Here is a 19,368-nt window from a genome sequence, read left to right as displayed (position 1 = left end):
CTAGTCGTATGTTGTTATCCTTCGCCATACGCGATAGCCTGCAAGCGCCGCACTACGCATCAGAGGGTAGCCCGGCAGCGTATAGACTTTCCGAACCAGACGCCACAAACGCGACTGTGCAACAGATGACGGCTCGCCTATTGCAGAGCCTGGCAGCTTCCCGGCTCTTGCATAGTCGGCATACCAGATAAGAAGTCGCGCCAGACGTGACTGGTGCCAGTAGGACGAATCACGGAGTATCAGCGCGCTAAGGTCGATCAGACGAGGGACGAAGCGCGGCTCCTCATCACGTTCCAGCAGCGGCTTTGGAATGATCAGTCCGCGCCGTCCCTCTGCGTCCAGGCGCCACATATATGCGATTTCGCCGCACGAACCCGTCTTCTGGTCAAACACGTCAATCAGCATTTGATGAGCAGGCGTGCGCATAATGAAACGGTGCAGCATCATTCCGCTGAAGAATGGCAGCAGTTCCACCGACGCATCAAACGGAAAATTCTCCAGGCGCGCCTTCCCTGATGAATAAACGCGATGCCAGGCGCCTACAAAACCGATCTGAGGCTGGCGAGCAAGCGTATTACAGGCGATGTGAACGAAATCGGGAGCGATGCGATCCCCTGTGCGCAACAGGAGCAGCGCCTGCTCGGTGAGCACGGAGGTAGGAAGGAGCGCATCACCTTCAGGTGAGCGAAAACGGAACAGTTGTCCAAGCAGCCATCCAGATGCCACATCATCGTTCGTATCTGTCGGTTGGAGATGGATGATGCGCATATCACGCTTTTGAATACGTCTCACGCTTTCGATCGTTTCCTGTAGGCGATCATCCGCCTCGCCGACGATGCATACGAGCAGAGAACACGAAGCAAGCGCATCCGCCACAATCCAACTATTGCGCGGAGGATTGGCGTAGACATCCCCTAGAGGTCGTGTCGCAACGGGATAGGGAAACATCAAACGGCGACGCAATACTTCATCGCGCCATAAACGTGTCATCTGCTTTACGAGATCGCCGACGGTTCCATCGAAAATCAGAGCATTCTCCTCGTGTTTGAAGAAATCCCTGAAGGTTGGAATATTCGAAACGATAATAGGGATGCCAGCTGCATAGATTTCGTGGGCGGCATAGCAGAAAGACTCGTAGTTATTGGGAAATACGGCGAAACGAACATCTGAAAGTAAAGAATCAAGCTGATTGCGTTCAATCTGACCGACAAACTCAAAATTAGGCTGGAACGCTGAGGGGATCTTGCGACGCAGGAACTGCTCATAAGTCAGGCTGCCGTCGGGCGCTTGTCGAGAGTCATATCCTGCCAGGACAAAACGCACGTTTTCGTGTTGACGCAAAAACTCAACAGCGGCATCCACAAAGGTGTCAACACCCTTAAACGAGAAGATACGCCCATAGAACAAAATAATGTTAGGACTCGCGGCGCAGTTCCGCAAAACGGGAATATCAACGATTGGAGATTGCGACTCGACGACATTGCCGAACCAAGACGGATAAAAGGGACGATACGCTTCACTAAGGTATAATAACGAGGGATAAACAATCGTCTCTGCCATTTGAAGGGCGCTTCGCTCAAGATCATGAACAATATGGGAATGGGCGTCGACCGGCGCAGAAGGTCCTTTTATATCCATAACCTCGATGGAGGTATGTAAGCGGACCACAAGGTGCTGATCCCGATAGCATAGTCCTGCTACTTTGGCCGCCAGCGCATAATGCCCGACACCCAAAAAATCATGAAACTCAATAATATCAGGCTGCTCAATTTGAGCGACATATCGGCACGCCAGATGAATTCGGTATGATCGCCAGGCAGCCGGATCGACGAAGTGATCTTGTTCTATGTTCTCTTCTTCCGTAGCTAAAATGCTTTCGACGTGATACGCTCGACATTTTTCCGGGTGAAGTAGACGGGGACGATCAAAATATTGAAACTGGTGAAAATAATCTTTCGGCAAATCCAAGACAAAAATCACTTCATTGCCTTGCTGCAAAAGAATACGTGCAGCATTAAAGAGTAGCACACCACATCCACCCCAAGTGGTTGGTGCGATCTCATGAGTAACAAAACAGATGCGTTTCATGGGTTGTCGTGCGAAGAATCAATATCGAGTTCCAAAAAATTAGCCAATAACTCTTGAGCTCTTTGATTATAGCCTGGCGCATACTTAATATATGCGCGAATGATTTCATCCCGTTCTTCGAGCGCCTGCTGCATATACGCGGCTATCAAGCCCGCATTGTCTGGTTGAGGCACAACAAGACGTTTATGCAAATAGTCATTGTCTTCGAAGTAGTAAGAGACAGGGCCGATCAGGCAGGGAGATCCAACCGACAGGCTTTCGAGCGGAAGCATAGGTGCGCATTCGCTCAGTGTGACATAGAGATTAAGATGCATGCGAGCGAAATACTGCCGTATCAAATGTTGCTCAATCGTTCCGCTGTGTGACACGCTCTTAATATTCATGAACTGAATGAACTCTTGCACTCGGCCATCCGTTGCCGACATATGGAGAGTTGCGGAGGGAAACATGGAAACAGCGGCAATAGACGCAAGAGGGTTCTTGCGCCAATTACTGGCACGAAGTAACCAGATGCCGAAGTGTGGTCCGTCTTCAAGTGGCTTTGACGGCTTGTCCGGTATCTCACGCACCATGTTCTGGATAAATCCGGTTTGTATGCCACGCTGCGCCATGATCTCAGCCATGCGCGCCTTGACGAATCCCCACTTCCAGATGACCCCCTCAGAAGCAAGTTGTTCGACTCGCCGAAAAGACCGCCATGCATAATCTTCGTTAGATCGTAAAAATGTTCCGTGCCAGATTACGGCAATGCGTACCTTGGGTGCAATTCGACGTAGTGATGAAACTAAGTGATCGTAAGTTAACGGATATCCTTGAATAACTGCAATTCGACAGTTTGTTTCGGCAATCAACCGTGCATATCGCAGTCCTTTATTTTCATTAAGATCGTCCGGTAATTCCAAAATGTTATCGAAAAGGTTTTTGGTTGAACTATAAATGCCTTTCCATTCTGGGTTGACAATCGCAATAAACTCCTGGCGACGATTAATCATCTCGAGCCAACTTCTGTCTGCCTCTGGAATTGGTGTAACTCGTATTGATGGAAATGTATGCTTCTGGTCCAACGTTGTGAGATCGACGATAATATGATCTGAATTTTGAGTATAAAGATCAAAACGACGTCGTATGTTTCCGTGCTGCAACTCGACGATTCCGCTCCATGGATGCCGCAACAACATCAGATGTGCGCCATTCTCGGCAGGAATATCAGACCAGCCATATTCTGATGCAACCAGTACAGGGCGTTTTTCCATTCCTAAACCCTCTCTCACCGTCCAGGCACCCTGCAGGTGAATCCGGTCAAGGTCAAGAAATCCATCATTATTCCGAACTGCGAGTATCCATACCTCAGCACCCTGACTCTGTGGATTTCGCCCAATCACTTTAAGGCGAGTATATCCAGTCCACAATGGGTGGGATTGCTCGGAAAGATATACGCCTGTTCGAGAGAGCGCATGGCGTGAAAACCGAGAAATAAACCCTCTCATCATTGATAAGCGTTGTTCAGGATGGACGTATCGATCAACGTAACGCAGTGCATGGCTTGCGAGTCTGCCGGGCATAGATCGCTGAATTCTAGTCATAGCACGGTAACTCCGCGAAACCTTGATTGAGTTGAGTTCGTTTACTATAGCCTGTGCGCGTGTAACAATTTTTTGTAAAGATTCGCTATCGGTTTCCATGGCGGCTATAGTTTCTTGGAGATATGATTCAGCATCAGTTCCTTGAGAAAACAGCCGCTTTGAGATATTACGTGGATCTTCTCGTGATAACACGAAAGATCCGTGTTTTCGGCCGATATAATCTTGAAAGATGGATTTTCTCGCTAAATGGCTAGAGAAGTCGTCTTCTTTGTATATACTCTTATGACGCTCATATGGGTTGTTATACATCTCCTCTTGTTGCCAATCGTCGCCTAATGGGACATTGACAATGACATATTTTGAATGATCAATTGACCAACGCAATAATCTTTCTCCTTCATCGCGGGTGAAATGCTCTATAACATCACCGAATATTACTACGTCCCAGAGTTCGTCTATGCCCGGAATAATGTCTAAAGCATCCCCTATATGAATTTTATTGTAGAAGTACTTGTGATATGGCGAGATATTCGGTTCAAAAGCTTCAATTCCTTCAATATAAACCGACCACTGCTCGGGTGGCACTCTTCCAAACCATACATCACAGAATTCACGAACAATAATGCCCCATCTTCCAAATCCTACCCCGACATCGAGCACACGCTTCGGTTCAATTTTCATCAACACTTCTACGCAGAAAGGGATGTGTTGCCAGTTGCTTGTTCCCATATTTTTTACTCCATTCCAAGGATTTCCTGCAATTGTTTGATGAATGTCTCAGTGCGAGATTGGTAGCGGATGAGATGTTTATTTTTCTGCTGCTCTTCCGCCAGGGCGGCTTCGAGGCGCTGGCGGATTTCCGCTCCGCGCGCCTGCTCTTCCTGTAAGGAAGCAAGTTGCGAACGCAATGCGCCTGTGTCTGCCAATAACTGATCAATGGTGGGCTGTATATCGGATTCCATCTCCCACAGTAATCTCAGGATTTCATGCGACCAGGTATATACAGGACGGCTGTGATCAAGAATAACCCGGTACGGTTGCTGCACACGAAATCCCGATTGCAAAGACTCGCAAGTGTATCCAAGGTGATGATACGCAGCGACAATGTCATGATTCCAAGAGCCATCGTGTGCGTCCTCATGCACATAATATTCAGGGGATGGCTCTATATGAAGTATTTGCCAGTTGCTGACGCGCACAAGCTCTGATAGCACTGAACTTAAGTCTGTCGGAGAAACATGAATAAGCACTTCGACAGTATACACAATATCAAAATGTTTGTCAGGGTACGGCAATCGACCGACCGGCTCACCTACAGCAATGCGCTCTGAAATCCATTCCGGAGTTGTCCATTCGAGACATCCTTTAACCATAGTAGCGCTTTGATCATACCCATATACCTCAATATTGTCTATCTGACAAAGATACTGTAAATGACGCCCTACTCCGCAACCGAATTCCAGTACTCGAGCGGGTTGACTATGCCGCATATAATCTGCAAGCATAATCTTCTGAATATGATAAAGTATCATATATCTTTGGCGTCTTTTATACTCATTAGTCCATTCGTGTCCATAGTTACGCCAATATTGATAATTTGGGCTTATTTCCATATCTTAATTCCTTTACAGTAATAACAATTGTAATAGGTGTACAAATCTAGCGCCATAACTATCACTATGGCTATTATGGATATACCCTGAGACGTAGGAGGTGTCATTTCAGATTTTATCCGCCTTTAAGTCGTAATCTATCTCGATCGGGAGAAAGAATTTATAATGTACAGGTCTCGCAATATCGGGTATAACGGAAAATACCGCTGCTCCATCGATTTGGTCGAATAAGATGTTGTCAGAGTAATCCCTTTGTAATGTCCGATTCAACGCCACGGATATTCCATAATTGCCAATTCTCAGTTGGTTCTTAAACCTGAAGCGAATAATACCGCTTGATCCTTGGGAAAGCGGTGGGAATTGAATTCCCTCATCAAACGTGGTTGTGCCAAACAAATCGATACCCGTAGAGTCTCTTACTAAGAAGGAGCAGCTAAAGTGTTCTATATCAATATATGACTGAAATCGAACCTCGATTATGATTTCCTCGCCAAACTTGAAAGATTGCGCGGGAACTCCTCGCCCATTCAGGAGATTCACTTGCATTATCTGAACATGACCAGAACCATAGCGCAGTTTTGCTTTAGACAGCGATTGAAAAGGTATACGTCTTGAAAGATGCTTTTCTTGCGCTAATACTGCGGTATTCGCTTCCTCTCGAATTAGGCTAAGATATTTGTTCATTGTCACTTCTGCCTCCCCTTCAAAAAGAACTTGCCCCTCTTGTAGAAGTAGAGATTTTCGACAAATACTCTTAATAGAATCAGGGGAATGGCTAACGTAAAGAAGCGTCAGGTTGTTGTCTCGAAGCTGGCGAAGCCGTGTTGCGCAACGCTGCTGAAATCCAAGATCACCCACAGAAAGTATTTCATCAACAATTAGAATGTCGGGATCAAGCGATACAGCCACTGCAAACGCTAGTCGCGCATACATGCCACTCGAATACACCTTCACCGGCTGATCAATAAACTCGCCGATGTCCGCGAATGCGGCGATGTCGTCGAAGCGTGCATCGATCTCCTCGCGGCTCAGCCCCAGGATCGCGCCGTTGAGGTAGACATTCTCGCGCCCGCTGAACTCCGGGTTGAAGCCGCTGCCGAGTTCCAGCAGCGCTGCTACACGCCCCTTCACCCGCACCTCGCCCTCGGTCGGCGCCAGCGTACCGGCAATGATCTGCAGCAGCGTGCTCTTGCCGCTGCCGTTGCGCCCGATAATTCCCACCGTCTCGCCGCGCCGCACCTCGAAACTGACGTTGCGCAACGCCCAAAACTCGCGCCCGTACTGCCTGCCGAAGCGCCAGAGCAGCATATGCTTCAGACGATCCTGGGGCTGTTCGTAAATGCGATACATTTTGCCGACGTTCTGGACGCTGATGACCACGTCGTCGGCGGGAACGGGGGGCGGCGCCGCTTCTTGAAGAACGGGTTCTGGCGTGGAAACAACCATAATACTGGCGGGCGTCGCCAAAAAACGCCCTCTTTACTGCCTGCGTTTGCGCTCATTTGGGTTCGATGCCTACGGAGCGCGATAATAGCACGGGTTGAGGGGGGTGTCAAGTGAGGCAAGAGGTGTAAGGTGGGAGGTTTCAGGTAGAGACGCTGCATTGCAGCGTCTCGAAGCGTTGAACGTTGCAGCGTCTCGAAGCGTTGAACGTTGCACGTTGAACGCGAGAAAGGAATGTGTTGCCCATAGAGACCCTGCATCGCAGCGTCTCAAGACATCGCAGCGTCGCAAATGATGTTGCGCGTCGCATCGCAACGTCTCGAAATGTTGCACGTTGCACCTTAAGCATGAGAAGGAAACGTGTTATTGCACGCAGAGACGCTGCATTGCAACGTCTCGACATGTTGGGCGATGGGGCGATTTCGGGTTGTCGATCAAATGCCCCCGACCCTTGAGGTCTGCCGCCAGGCAATCGGCGCTGCCTGGGATCACCTCCGGCGGCATGTCCTTCGCGCCGGTCTGCAACCTTGCCCGACCTCAAGGGTCCTGGCGGAGTCAACCAGATGCCTGTCCGCCGCGCAGTTTCTTCTGGACCAGGCGCAGGGTCTGATCAGCCAGTCGCAATGCTTCCTCAGCCGCAGCCCGGGTATACACCCGCGCCGGGATGCTGTCAGGCAGACCATTCGGGTAGCGGGTTGGTATGTAGTAGCCGTCCAGCGGCGCCGCTTCCTGCCGCAGTTGCTCAAAGTCGGCGTCGAATCCGGCGGCCCAACGGCACAACGCCTCCACCGAATGACCAATCACCAGATCCTCACCCTGAGCATAGAGAAAGGCTTTGAGCGCCTTTTCGGCGATCTGCTGCGCTACAAAACACGCCAGATGATAACTTGCTCCGTCAAAGAGCAATTGCGCGCCGTGCCGATCCGCTTCCGCCTGTTCCAACCAGCGTAACCCCTCCGACCGCGCATCACGCTTCATACAGCACCCGTCCTTCCTGCAATGCCCGCCGCACCAGCGAGGTCTGCGCCATCGTTTCCATCTCGGCGGGGGTATAGACCAGCAGATCGGTCGCAACGCGGGGCTGGAGCCGACGGTACAATTCCACTGTGCGCTCCAGAAAACTGAGCGGCGTGTCCCAGACAATCAACAAATCCAGATCGCTCATCAAACCGTCCTCGTTCCGCACCATGGAACCGAACAGGATGACTCGCTGAACTCCGAGCGCCGCCGCCTCTGTCGCTAAACGCTCAGCCTCCTGCCGCAGCGCCTGTCGGTGGGCTGCGCGCCGCTGCTGCAACAGTTGCCGGTATGTATCGTCTGGCGCCATCGTGGTGCCACTTTCTGCCGCCTGGAGCCGTTCTTATCGCGCCTGCGCCTGAAAGGATATTGCCTCGATCCGTACCAATCCGTCTCAACCCGTGCAAATCCGTGTTCTATTGCGTAGATCTCAGCAATCGCCTTCAGGTCGGCTACGATCTCCGCTTTCAACGTCTGAATCCGGGCATTCATAGATCAGCATCCCTTCTTCGCGCACACGGTCGGCAAAACGCACCCCTCGATCCAGTTCCACCAGGTCAATCGCCCAGTCGCCTGCTGCATGTTCCAAATCGCGCCAGAGGGCAAAGTATTCTTCAGCCGACAACGCCCCTTCGATAGCAATATCGATGTCTGAGTCCAGACGCATCGCTCCGGGACGCAACGCCGAACCGAAGACATATGCTCTGCGAACGCCGGGAAAGCGCGGGAAGACGGCGCAAGCCGCTGCGCTGACGAGGCTCAGCGCCGCCTGTCTCCGCTGCTCCGCAGCCTGATATTCGTGCTCCTGGCGCGCTCTGAGGTGCGCCCGGATGGCGGACAGGTCAAGGTCGGACTGACGACTCATCATATTGCTCCGCAAGGTCACCAGGATCGTACCACGCGCGGGCGCCGCTGGCAACTCAACCCGTCTGAGAGGTTCAGGTTGTGTGGCGCATGGGAGCACACGGATTCGCACGGATCGAGACGGATGAACACAGACATCTCACAAGCGGATCCGCGCCAATCTGTCGCACCCGTGTATATCCGCGTCCTATTGCACTATATCGCGCTCACGTCTGCCAGACTCCTCACGAAACACCCATTCCACGATCCAATCCCGCACTGCAACGATCCCACGGCTCAACGGATGCCCGTCACGATTGACCAGGCGGCGGTACAACGGGCGCAGCCGTTGCCGCGCGATGCGCAAGCCCTGCAGCGCCACGCGGCGCGCTGGAGAAAGCGGAGCGCTATCGGCATACTCGCCAACTTGCCACAAACGCGCAACATCCCGTGACTGACGCGCAAGGCGTATCGCCTCAGTCGCGCTATGTGCGGCATCGGGTTCCGTGGGAACAGGACGAACAGCACGCGCTGCACGCTCGTGCGCGCGCCGGATGAGCACCTCCATCCGCTCGCCGAATTGATCGATCCGAAAATGGTCGACAATCCGCCGGCGTGCGCGGGCGCTCATCGCCGTGCGACGCGCTGGATTGCGCAGCAGATCGGTGAGCGCCGCGATGTATGCCGCCGCTTCGCTTTTGGAAGGCGGAATGAGCACTCCGCAGTCGGGCGTCGCCAGTTCACGTTGCCCGCCGACATCCGCCGCAACTGGCACAAGCCCCATCGCCATCGCTTCGTACAGCGTCAGCGCAATTCCCTCTCGCGCCGATGGCAGCAGGAGTATGTCCCCGGCTGCCATTGCTTCCTGCACCCGCTCCAGCAGCAAGGCGCCGGTCAATCGGACGTCCCGCAGCCGCGGGTCGCGTAGCAGGCGCTCGATTGCCTGGCGCTCCGGTCCATCGCCGATGATCAGCGCATGGAAGGCGATGCCGCGCTTTGCCAGTTTCCGAAAGATATGCACAGCCAGGCGGGGACGTTTCTCGGCCGACAGTCGTCCGATCACCAGGATCAGCGGGGTTTCGGGAGGGATGCCATATGTTCGCCGCACCGACGCGCGATCAAAACGCATCGGGTTCCAGGCGTCGGCATCAACGTTCACATAACAGACCTCGATGCGCGCTGGATCGCCGCCGCGCGCGATCATCCAGTCGCGCAGATGGTGCGAAACCGTGATGCTCAGGTCAATCCAGGACCCGTGGCTGAGCGACAGACGCGGATACCCGCCATTCAGCCAGTGCGGATCTTCGGCGTGGAGCAGGTCAATGAATGTCGCATCCGGACAGTGGAACCGCAGATAGGGCAGCAGCGCATATCCGAACTGGCTATTGCTGATCAGCACGGTCTGAATGTTGCGTGATCGGATGAGATCGCGTATGAATGCTGGTTGGTGTTCCGGTGCGATCGCCGGGTGCAGCGTCACCACGTCAGGCGTCAGTTCCTCAAACAACGGGCGCCATTCATGCGTTCCCGGCAGCGTTGCAACGACGCTGAACCGATAACCGCGCTGCGTCAACTGGCGAATCAGATCAAGATTGACCCGATCCGCGCCGCCGAGCGACAACCATGGCGCTATCAACAGGATGTTCATGCTTTATCTCTCACAGAGCGATCAATCAGGCGCTATGTTGCCCGTCTTACGGTGAGCGTTGGCTTCGACAGGCTCAGCCAGCGCTCACCGCTCCGCGCCCTTACATTGTTCGGATTTCCGTTCAGAGGTCCTGTGAGCATGTGGAATACAGCTTTCAATCCGTGCCAATCCGTCCCAACCCGCGCATATCCGTGTCCTATACAGATGTAATCTCCCTAACGACCTGCGCAAATCGTTCCGCCTGACGCTCCGTCGTGTGATAGGCAAGCACATCGGCGCGCGCCACCTCACCCATCCGGCGTCGCAATGCCGGGTCGCGCAGCAACCGCATCAGCGCCGCCACCCATTCCTCGTGCGCGGCAGCCAGAAATCCCGTGACGCCATCGGCAATCGCGTCGCGGTATGGTTCGAGTCGCACTGCAACTGTCGGCACGCCCACGGCAGCCGCTTCCAGATATTTGACGGCGCTCTTACCGCGCCGCTGCGGATTATCGACCAACGGCGCGATATTGATATCTACCGCAGCAATATGGCGCGGTAGATCGCGCCAGTCAACCACCGGATGCCGCTCGATGCGTTCGCTGACAGGCGCCGTTGTCAATTCCTGCGGAAGCGTCACCTCGCCGTAGAAACGCAGTTTCGCTTCAGGACAGGCATCCAGCGTCGCGCGCAGTGCAGCGCCAATTGTCGCAATGTCTTCGTCATGAACATGTGCATGTCCGCAAAAGTACCCTATCACTGGCGATTCTGACGAAGGACGTCGTTGCCGCTCTTCGAACGCGGCGCACGACAACGCCGCCTGTTCGCGTGACAGAACATTCGGGCTGATGAATGTCGGTCGGCGGATGTCGGCGGATGCCAGCGCCGCCAGGTATGGAGTTGACAGAATCAGACTATTGGCGAGCCGCATCAACCGCCGCATGGCGCGCGCCGCTCGCAAAAGGCGGGCAATCGTCGCCGGATCATGATGCCGGTCGAGAAAATTGTACTCGCGCTCACGCTCATCCCACACCAGATCATCGGTGTCGAATACCAGAGGAATACGGCGCAAGCGTGCTGCAACCACCAGAGGGAGTGTCAGCGCCGCAAGCGGCAGACGATACACAATCAGGAGATCGGTCTGCGCCAGATCGTACACGCGCGCCGTGTCGTGCAGATGAACGGCATCTGCGGTCAGCCCGGCGATACGCGCCTGTTCCACCTGATGCCAGACGCGGTAGCGCGTCGCTGCGCCGGGATGCAGGTAAACAAACCGCAAACGCGGCGGCGAACGGCGTGGCGCAGTGACAGAGCGTGGCAGCATGACGGCAGCGCGCAGCAGCGCCGGCAGGCGTTGGCGCAATCGTGAGACCATAGGCTTACTGTGGCTTCCGGGCCACTGCAAACACATTACTTGGCATCATACGGCGTCGTACTTCGGTTGCGCCGCGCGTCTCGAGCAGCACAATCTCAAACCCCGCTTCACGCAGGATCAGTTCTAACCCCTGCGGCGTAAAATTGCGCCCGTGAAACCCGCCATCTTCGGGAGTATTGTGAATGACGATGTTGTACGGCGTTGTGATGATCAGCGTACCGCCTGGACGCAGGGTGCGAAACGCTTCCGCAATCGCGCGCTCCGGATGCCGCACATGCTCGATGACCTCCGAGCAGAGGATCGCGCCGAGCGAGTTGTCCGCAATCTGTCGCATATCCTCCATGTCGAGCGGCATATCCGCGCCCTGCAGGTTCGACGCCAGGTTCGAGGTGTGCATCTCATACCACTCCGCCAGGTAATCGTTCTGCCCCGATGCGCCGACTTCGAGCAGCGGACTGGCAAAGAACCCCCGTTCGTGGCACGCACGGATGAAATCGGCAATATTCCGCCGGATGAATCCCCAATCCGCCTTGAGCTGCCATTCTTCGGGCCAGTCGAGCGGAGCGTCGGGAAGCGCCGCGCGCGCCTGCTGCATCGCCTGACGCCGTAGAAAGCGGTTGGTGCGCACCAACAGCGCCGTATCAGTCTGCGCCATGATGGGGTGTAGCAGGCGCGCGCGCACAAAACTCGCCAGCCAGACGAAGTCGCGCAGCCAGAAGAACGGGATCGCCCGCAACGCCGGCTGCCACTGACCACGCCGCGCATACGCAGATGCGATACGCGGGTAGGTGAACAACAGCCGTCGGGGAGAAACGAGCCGTTGCGGAATATACGGCGATTGCAACCCGCGGTGGCGCAGCAGAAAGTAGAACGACCACCCCTCCAACGCCCAACGTCGCACGTAGTAACGCCACGAAAAGCGATCATGCTCATGGATCACGACCGCCTCGGGCACATACACCACATCGAAATCGCCCGCAATCTCCAGATAAAACAGGTGATCCTCAAGAATCTTGATTGCCGGATTGAACGGATGGATCAGCAGATAATCGCGTCGGACGGCGCTGTTGGCATTCGAGAAGGCGACAATCTTCGGCTGGCGCACATCTGCCGGGAACAACGCGGCATTGCCGTGCGCCTCGAATGCGCCGCTCTGTGGGTCGATCACCTGGCGACCGTAGGTGGCAACCACGTGACGATCGGCGCGCAACGGCGCCGTCAGCGCTGCCAGCCAGCGGTTATGCTGCGGGAAGCAGTGCGCCGATAGACTGACAATCCATTCGCCTTCCGCTAGCGATGCGCCAAGGTTGAGCGCTGCCGCATAGTTGAACCCGCCTCGTGGAATATGGTGATAACGAAGGCCATAGGTGCGCGCGAGGTCTGCGCTCTCGTCGTGCGAGTCGTTATCCAGCAACCAGATTTCAAACGGGAAATCGGTCTCCTGCGCTTTCAACAGCGGGAGAAGACGCCGTAGCGCCGGCGCTTCATTGCGGGCGCGGATGATGATTGAAACTAGCGGTGAGGTCATACGTGGTTGACGCCTCTCCGAATAGCCAGCAGCAGCCTGCGGCTTATGAATCTGAGAAATGAATCCGGCATGCCCGTATCGCCGAGTCGGCGCCTCATCCCTGAGCGATCGGCTCAACCTCTCGCAGGACGTGGAAGCCCCGCAGGGGCTTGCAGGACCTCAGCACGGGCTTCAGCCCGCAGCGCCGGGGGGCGCTCAGGCTGTGCAAGCAGCCATTCGGCTTGCAGGAACGCAACAAGAGCTTCAGCCTGCGGCGCCCTGGCGATACCGGGTATTTCCCCGATCCTCATCAACTGTCAGGGGGGCATGGCGGAATAATTTTCCGTCAGCGTGCCGTTTTAGCTTCGTTGCCCGTGTTTCTCGCCACCACTGATGTATACAGTTATCTCCGTGGAAGTGTATTAATGAGATGACGCAGCAGGTTCGCAAATCCAGGCGCACGCGCCACGGTCGTTTCGTGTTCAAGCACGTATCGGCGCGCCGCATCTCCCATCGCGCATCGGCGCATTGGATCGGCAGCCAACGCCATGATACTCGCATACCATCCCTCCTCATCCGCTGCCAGCATGCCGGTGCGCCCATGATCTATGAGACGGTATGGCTCCAGATCGCTGGCGACCGTCGGCACGCCGACCAGCGCCGCTTCGAGGAATTTCACGGCGCTCTTGGCGCGACGATGCGGATTATCGACCAATGGCGCGAGGTTGATATCCACGCGCCCAATCTCCTCGAAGAGCCGCTCATACGGTACAAATGGCGCCAACTCGATCCGGTCGCGCAGGTCTGTCGGCAGCGCATCTCGTTCAAAATGCCCGACAATACGCAACCGCGCTCCTGGCAGGTCTTTGAGCGCCCGTCGCACGGCTGGCAGCGCAACTGCCAGATCCGGCTCGTGCGCTTTGGGCCAGCCGCTAAAGTAGCCAAGCGTCACAGCCAGCCGCGTTGGTGTCGTGGAACGCCGACAATAGATCGGTTCAGCCAGCGCGAGCGCCTCCTGTGACAGCGCATTGGCATTGACATAGGCAGGAATGCCGAAATGGGCAGTGAGCGCGGCAACGAGATAGTCGGTCGAAGCGATGAAACCATCAACCGTTTGCATGAGGCGTTCGGCTTCACGGAAGATGCGGCGAAACCGTGTGACCTCCATATCTGAATAGTATCGCTCGAGTTCACAATAGTCGACCAAACGCTCATCCCAGTTCAGATCATCGGTATCATACACTACCGGAAGATGACGAGCGCGCGCTTCAGTGATCGCCTCGCATACCTGCGACGTAAGAGCGGCTTTGTAGAGATACAACATAGCGCACTCCCGAACATGCCGCACCAGACGGCGATCGGTATCGCGCAGGAGCATCCACGAGCCGCCGGTCAGCGTAATCTGCTCCGCCTGATGCGCCACACGATACCGCAGCGGCGCACCGTCCATGCCGCTGGCAAACAGCACCCGTGGCGCTCCGCCTGATGACCAGCCATTGCCATACTCATCGGAGCGCGGCTTTAATCGCCTGAAGGCGTGACGCACATGGTTCATCACTGGTGACGACTCCATACCCTGCGCAGCGCACGGCGAACCCTGAGCGGTATCGCCAACAGACGTTCGAGACGGGCAACACGACGTTGCAGCGTCGCAATCTGCTGTTGCTGAACGACATCGGGCGGGTTGGTCCCTGGATGGTTCCAGCGCCATCCAGGCCCATTTTCGTTCTGAAGGGCGAAAAGTTCAGCGCCATAGCGTTCGTACAGAGAACGATGGCGAGCCACGATCCGGTCGTACATCTCCAGAATCTGGGCTTCGCTCAACGAGTGGTACATCGAGTCGCCGCGCACCCGGTAACGCACCAGAGGATCAGGGAGACTGACCCCAATGCATCCCTGCTCAACCATCGAAATCCAGGCATCATAATCTTCGAGCGCATATTGGAATGACGGGTCGTTCTGTCCCCACGCCAGAAAATCGCTCCGCCGCACAACAACAAACGCCGTCAGCATATTATGTGCCAGGAGGAAAGGGAACTCGGCGTTCCATGTGGGCCAGCAGGCATCGGCTTCGCCAAAGAAACGCACCCACGAGTAGACGAAACTGACATTGTCGTACCGTTGCAGCACATCGATGGCGCGCTCGAAAAAGGAAGGTTCAACCAGATCATCCGCATCGACGAACGCCAGAAACTCGCCGCGCGCTGTCTGCGCCCCACGGTTGCGTGCACGCGCCAGCCCACCGCGATCATAGCGGACGATGCGCGTCAGATCGGCGTATCTCCGGGTGATCTGTTCGAGTGCCGCCACGCTGGCAGGATCATCGCTCCCGTCATTGACAATGACAATTTCCATTGGGCGATAGGAAGAAGCAACGATACTGGCAACCGTCTCAGCGAGGTATTCCCCAAGGTTGTGGTAAGGCACAACAACCGAAAGCAACCCCGGAACTGTGTCTGGCATCGTCATGCGCACCGGCGGAGGGGTATCCGGCATCGGGTCAGGAAAGGATCGTCGCGGTCGCCTGTCGGCGATGACATGCTCGAAGTGCGCGATTCGTCGCGGCAGCACTGTTTCAAACGATGTCAGCGCCGTAATGCGCTCGCGTGCGCGCGCGCCGATCGCCTGCACCTGCTCGCTCGACAGTGATAATGCTCGTTCAATCGCAGCCGAACAATCACCCGACTTCTCCCAACTGAACAGAATCCCGGTATGTTCGTCGAACCCGATCATTTCCGCCTGACCGCCCGAGGTCGAGGCAATCACCAGTTTGCCCAGCGCCATTGCTTCGATACAGACATTCGGGTAATTTTCCCAGGTCGAAGGAACCACGACCGCCCATGCCCGTTCTAGCCGGCGCCAGAGCGCCTCTGGCGGCAGTGGTGCGCCGGTGATGACCAGACGCTTCGCGTCGATCCAGCGACGATAGCGCTGACGCAGCCAGGCGCCCACCGACATGCCACGCAGACCGAAGGGCGTATCATCCCCGATGAGAGTCAACCGAAAATCGCAACCGCGCGACCAGAGGCAATCACACGCCGCAACGAGTTCCATCACCCCCTTCCGCGGCTCCAGCCGCCCGAAGAACACAAGGTCGCCATGCTCCGGCGCAGACTGGAGCGACGGCAACGGCGGATAGGGGTAAGGAATGACCTCGATGGCGTTCAAAAGTTGCGGTATCTCTCCGGCGATCTCATTTGCCAGAAAGGCGCTTGGCGACAGTACGGCATCTGCTGAGAGCATACAGAACCGTTCCATCCGACCGATCCAGTACCCTGGCAACCGGTGGCGCGGTTGGCGATTCGCGCGCGTAATGCAAAAATCGGGGCTGTGAAGATGCAGCAGCAGCGGAACATCACTGAGCGGATGGCGCTCAACGAGCCGACGCTGAGTCAGGTAGTAAGGCAGCGCCAGATATTCCTGGCATTCGATTACATCAGGCAGGACGCCATCGCGCTGCACATACGACGCAACCCGTTCTGCTAGTTCATAACTCAGTGCAATCGGATATGCGAGGATATTGTACGGGAACGCCGGATTGTGGACGGTCGCATCCTTCGAGGTGTCAGGAGCGAGCGTCTGTCCTCGCGGCACGAAGCGGATCACGCGCACACCCGACGGCAATACATCTTCGCCTTCCATTTGATCAACCGCCACCACCGTCACCTGATGACCGGCGCGCGCAAACATATCGGCGGCATTGGCAACATAGCGCGCAATGCCGCCGACGACCGACGGGGGAAATTGTGATGTGAGCAGCCAGAGATTCATAATAATTGGTAATAGCCGCGCTCCTGTCCTTCACCTATCTTACCACAAGTGGAAGAAATGCCTCGTGTGTGGCGATGGTCAGGGTCACTTCATGCGAACGACCGACCTCACCGGCGCCATTCAACCCGATCACAACGAACGTGTACGTGGCGCCGCGCGTCAGACCGTTCAGGGTTAGCGTTGTGGTCGAGCCAGACTGGTTGATCGGCGATGGACCCTCAAGCGCGTCGCTCGCGCCAGCGCTCCTGGTATATTCGATACGATACTGTGTCACCGAAAGGTTCGGCGGTAGACGCCAGGAAAGGATCACACCACGCGGTATGGAAGAAAACGTGAGTGGTATTTCAGTCGAATACTCATCGGCGCCGACATCGCTGGCAGATCCGAAGGGGCGCTCCTGTCCATCGATATCGCTCGCGGTTGTGCTGTTCACCGCCTGATCTCTTGCCGCGGAACCGGGTTGAATGTGGTAATCGAAGTTCGGCGCGCCTGGCGAGACAAACTGCGGATTGCCGCCAAACGAGTTTTGCTCGCTGATCGGCGCGCCACTTTCGGCAGTGATATTTGGACTGCCGTTATTGAAGAACAGGACGCGACGGACGGTCGTCAGCTCGCTCTGGCTATTGGCGTAGATCGGCGAACCGGTATGGCTGGCGATGATGCTGTTGCTGATCTCGCCGTTGCAACCGGCTGACGATGATGTACCAACCAGTCTGACGGCCGCGCCAAGACCTGCGCTCGATCCCTGCAACACGTTACTGGCAATTGTCACGTGAGTCAACGTCATCTGCGTGTCAATGCAATCGATACCACCGCCGGTTGGCGTGACGCCATTCCCTGCCTGCGCGCTGTTTCCGGCGATAACAATGTTACTGGCAGTAAAAGCGCTGGCAACGCCGGGCGTGGTGATCAGATAGATGCCTCCACCCCCGCCATTGCCGCCAACGGTTGAGCCATTGACCCCCTGGACGCTGTTTTCCAGCACCTGTACATTTTCCATAGTCACAGCCGAGCCGGTCGAGAAAATGCCGCCGCCATGTCCTGCGCCGCCGTTCGCGCCGACGCCGCCTTTTGCGCTATTCCCTCGAATGACGCTATTTGTGATGCTGCCGGCGCTCAATTCGATTTTGATGCCGCCGCCAAGCCCCAGACCGCCCTGGTTGCCAGCATCGCCGCCCTCCGCCAGGTTACTGAGCACCTGAACATTGTTCAGTTCAAACGACGGAGTCAGTACAAAAAAGATGCCGCCCCCAAGTCCATCGGCAAACTGGATGCCGCCAGTCACACCCGCAGATCCCGGCGCATCGCCCGCGCGCGCGATGTTGTTCTCAACTCGCAGGTTTGTGGCGCGCACACGTGCGTTGATGGCGAAAAGACCGCCGCCGGACGCAATGCCGCCGCGCGGCGCTGAAGCGCTGTCATTTCCGCCGATGGCCTGGTTGTCGCGGATTATCACGTTTTCGAGCGTTGCGATCGCTGGATTGTTGGGAATGCCTCTTATGGACAGACCACCGCCACTTCCTGGAGACGTCGCAGGATTAGCATTTGTGTTGTCCTGCCCGCGCGCCACACTGTTCGTAATCGTGATGTTGCGTAACGTCAGGGTGCAACTATCGTTCAGAATTCCGCCGCCGGAGGGATCATCGCTCCGCACACGTCCACGGGTTACGGTCAACCCCTCGATAGTGACCAGACACTGTGCAGCATCGTATGTGCTGTTCGTCATCCAGATGCCACGCCGGACATTCTCGCCGTCGATGATTGTGACATTCGCCGTTGGATTGCTGACATTCCAGTCGCTGATCGAATACCCGCCGCGAATGGTGACGACGCCTCTGCGCCAGATGAACGCAACTGCCCGATTCGATGGGTAGGTGTATGTTCCCGCAGCCAGACGGATCTCACCGCTGTATCGACCAGTTGCGGGATTGACAATCCGTTCAAGACCGGCTTCGATCGAGCGACAGGGTTCACTCGTGCTTCCACATGTTGGCGTATCAGCTCCCGAAGGAGCGACATACACGACAGAACCAGAAGCAAACACGGCTGAAGGAAGGAGAAATGTCGCACCTACGATGGCGACGATGGCCACGAGCATGAGGGAGATGTGCCAATTGGGGGATTTCGATATCATAAGGAACCTCACCCACCATGTGTGTATCATAACCACAAGCAAGAGTAGACACTCTACAGCGCTCTGTAAAGCGGTACCATAGTACTGTCTGGAAATCGTCAGAGTTTGGCATACTGGAGAGACCTTGGAGGGGTATCCTTACACGCTGGCTGCGATTGGGAGAAGAGGTCAGGGGGATGAGGGATCGTAGGGGCGTGCCGCCTGTTCCCCCACCCCCAACCCCTCCCCCGTCGCTCCCCCGCCAGGGGGAGAGGAGCAACGTTCCCCCCGTCTCCCCTGGTGGGAGAAGGGGGCGGGTGGGGGTGGGGGGACCAGCGGGCGACCCTATCCCCTCTTCCCCCCTCCCCCCTTCTCCCACGAGGGGAGA

At 55.9% G+C, this 19,368-nt stretch carries 13 protein-coding genes; all 13 read right to left on the bottom strand.

Annotation, left to right across the window (positions count from 1 at the left end):
* The 13 genes from AC3EA7_RS01290 to AC3EA7_RS01230 all read right to left on the bottom strand — a co-directional run bounded on the left by AC3EA7_RS01290 (window position 1) and on the right by AC3EA7_RS01230 (window position 19,001).
* A complete protein-coding gene (locus AC3EA7_RS01290) occupies window positions 1-2,088 on the bottom strand; it encodes a glycosyltransferase family 4 protein (RefSeq protein WP_488612213.1) in 2,088 nt (695 codons plus the stop codon).
* Entirely contained in the window at window positions 2,085-4,400 is a 2,316-nt protein-coding gene (locus tag AC3EA7_RS01285) for a hypothetical protein (protein WP_488612212.1), read from the bottom strand. The genes AC3EA7_RS01290 and AC3EA7_RS01285 overlap by 4 nt, the downstream gene beginning before the upstream one ends.
* A 5-nt stretch (window positions 4,401-4,405) precedes the next feature.
* Window positions 4,406-5,284, bottom strand: a complete 879-nt coding sequence (locus AC3EA7_RS01280; RefSeq protein WP_488612211.1) for a class I SAM-dependent methyltransferase — start codon at window positions 5,282-5,284, stop codon at window positions 4,406-4,408.
* A gap of 108 nt (window positions 5,285-5,392) precedes the next feature.
* The gene (locus AC3EA7_RS01275) at window positions 5,393-6,751 is read right to left on the bottom strand and encodes an ABC transporter ATP-binding protein (protein ID WP_488612210.1); all 1,359 of its coding nucleotides are present in this window, start codon (window positions 6,749-6,751) and stop codon (window positions 5,393-5,395) included.
* 531 nt (window positions 6,752-7,282) lie between these two features.
* A complete protein-coding gene (locus AC3EA7_RS01270; RefSeq protein WP_488612209.1) occupies window positions 7,283-7,705 on the bottom strand; it encodes a HEPN domain-containing protein in 423 nt (140 codons plus the stop codon).
* The gene (locus AC3EA7_RS01265; protein WP_488612208.1) at window positions 7,695-8,054 is read right to left on the bottom strand and encodes a nucleotidyltransferase domain-containing protein; all 360 of its coding nucleotides are present in this window, start codon (window positions 8,052-8,054) and stop codon (window positions 7,695-7,697) included. The genes AC3EA7_RS01270 and AC3EA7_RS01265 overlap by 11 nt, the downstream gene beginning before the upstream one ends.
* 120 nt (window positions 8,055-8,174) lie before the next feature.
* Window positions 8,175-8,612, bottom strand: a complete 438-nt coding sequence (locus AC3EA7_RS01260) for a nucleotidyltransferase domain-containing protein (RefSeq protein ID WP_488612207.1) — start codon at window positions 8,610-8,612, stop codon at window positions 8,175-8,177.
* Window positions 8,613-8,795: 183 nt separating this feature from the next.
* Entirely contained in the window at window positions 8,796-10,235 is a 1,440-nt protein-coding gene (locus AC3EA7_RS01255; RefSeq protein ID WP_488612206.1) for a glycosyltransferase family 4 protein, read from the bottom strand.
* Window positions 10,236-10,431: 196 nt separating this feature from the next.
* Window positions 10,432-11,589 (bottom strand): glycosyltransferase, encoded by a 1,158-nt coding sequence (locus AC3EA7_RS01250; protein ID WP_488612205.1) that lies wholly within the window; start codon window positions 11,587-11,589, stop codon window positions 10,432-10,434.
* A 4-nt stretch (window positions 11,590-11,593) separates the two neighbouring features.
* Entirely contained in the window at window positions 11,594-13,117 is a 1,524-nt protein-coding gene (locus tag AC3EA7_RS01245) for a glycosyltransferase (RefSeq protein ID WP_488612204.1), read from the bottom strand.
* Window positions 13,118-13,499: 382 nt separating this feature from the next.
* Entirely contained in the window at window positions 13,500-14,651 is a 1,152-nt protein-coding gene (locus AC3EA7_RS01240) for a glycosyltransferase (RefSeq protein ID WP_488612203.1), read from the bottom strand.
* Window positions 14,651-16,867: a glycosyltransferase gene (locus AC3EA7_RS01235; RefSeq protein WP_488612202.1), complete on the bottom strand. Its 2,217-nt coding sequence runs from the start codon at window positions 16,865-16,867 to the stop codon at window positions 14,651-14,653. Before AC3EA7_RS01235 ends, AC3EA7_RS01240 begins: the two co-directional genes overlap by 1 nt.
* A gap of 34 nt (window positions 16,868-16,901) precedes the next feature.
* Window positions 16,902-19,001: a fibronectin type III domain-containing protein gene (locus AC3EA7_RS01230; RefSeq protein WP_488612201.1), complete on the bottom strand. Its 2,100-nt coding sequence runs from the start codon at window positions 18,999-19,001 to the stop codon at window positions 16,902-16,904.
* Between the last annotated feature and the right edge of the window lie 367 nt (window positions 19,002-19,368).

It is taken from the genome of Roseiflexus sp., from assembly GCF_057785375.1.
This window is presented reverse-complemented; position numbering and strand designations above follow the sequence as displayed.

Coding starts and splice junctions, on each gene's coding strand:
- AC3EA7_RS01260 (WP_488612207.1), bottom strand. CDS start 8,612: ATGATGAGTCGTCAGTCCGACCTTGACCTGTCCGCCATCCGGGCGCAC.
- AC3EA7_RS01255 (WP_488612206.1), bottom strand. CDS start 10,235: ATGAACATCCTGTTGATAGCGCCATGGTTGTCGCTCGGCGGCGCGGAT.
- AC3EA7_RS01265 (WP_488612208.1), bottom strand. CDS start 8,054: ATGGCGCCAGACGATACATACCGGCAACTGTTGCAGCAGCGGCGCGCA.
- AC3EA7_RS01240 (WP_488612203.1), bottom strand. CDS start 14,651: ATGAACCATGTGCGTCACGCCTTCAGGCGATTAAAGCCGCGCTCCGAT.
- AC3EA7_RS01270 (WP_488612209.1), bottom strand. CDS start 7,705: ATGAAGCGTGATGCGCGGTCGGAGGGGTTACGCTGGTTGGAACAGGCG.
- AC3EA7_RS01245 (WP_488612204.1), bottom strand. CDS start 13,117: ATGACCTCACCGCTAGTTTCAATCATCATCCGCGCCCGCAATGAAGCG.
- AC3EA7_RS01230 (WP_488612201.1), bottom strand. CDS start 19,001: ATGATATCGAAATCCCCCAATTGGCACATCTCCCTCATGCTCGTGGCC.
- AC3EA7_RS01290 (WP_488612213.1), bottom strand. CDS start 2,088: ATGAAACGCATCTGTTTTGTTACTCATGAGATCGCACCAACCACTTGG.
- AC3EA7_RS01280 (WP_488612211.1), bottom strand. CDS start 5,284: ATGGAAATAAGCCCAAATTATCAATATTGGCGTAACTATGGACACGAA.
- AC3EA7_RS01235 (WP_488612202.1), bottom strand. CDS start 16,867: ATGAATCTCTGGCTGCTCACATCACAATTTCCCCCGTCGGTCGTCGGC.
- AC3EA7_RS01250 (WP_488612205.1), bottom strand. CDS start 11,589: ATGGTCTCACGATTGCGCCAACGCCTGCCGGCGCTGCTGCGCGCTGCC.
- AC3EA7_RS01285 (WP_488612212.1), bottom strand. CDS start 4,400: ATGGGAACAAGCAACTGGCAACACATCCCTTTCTGCGTAGAAGTGTTG.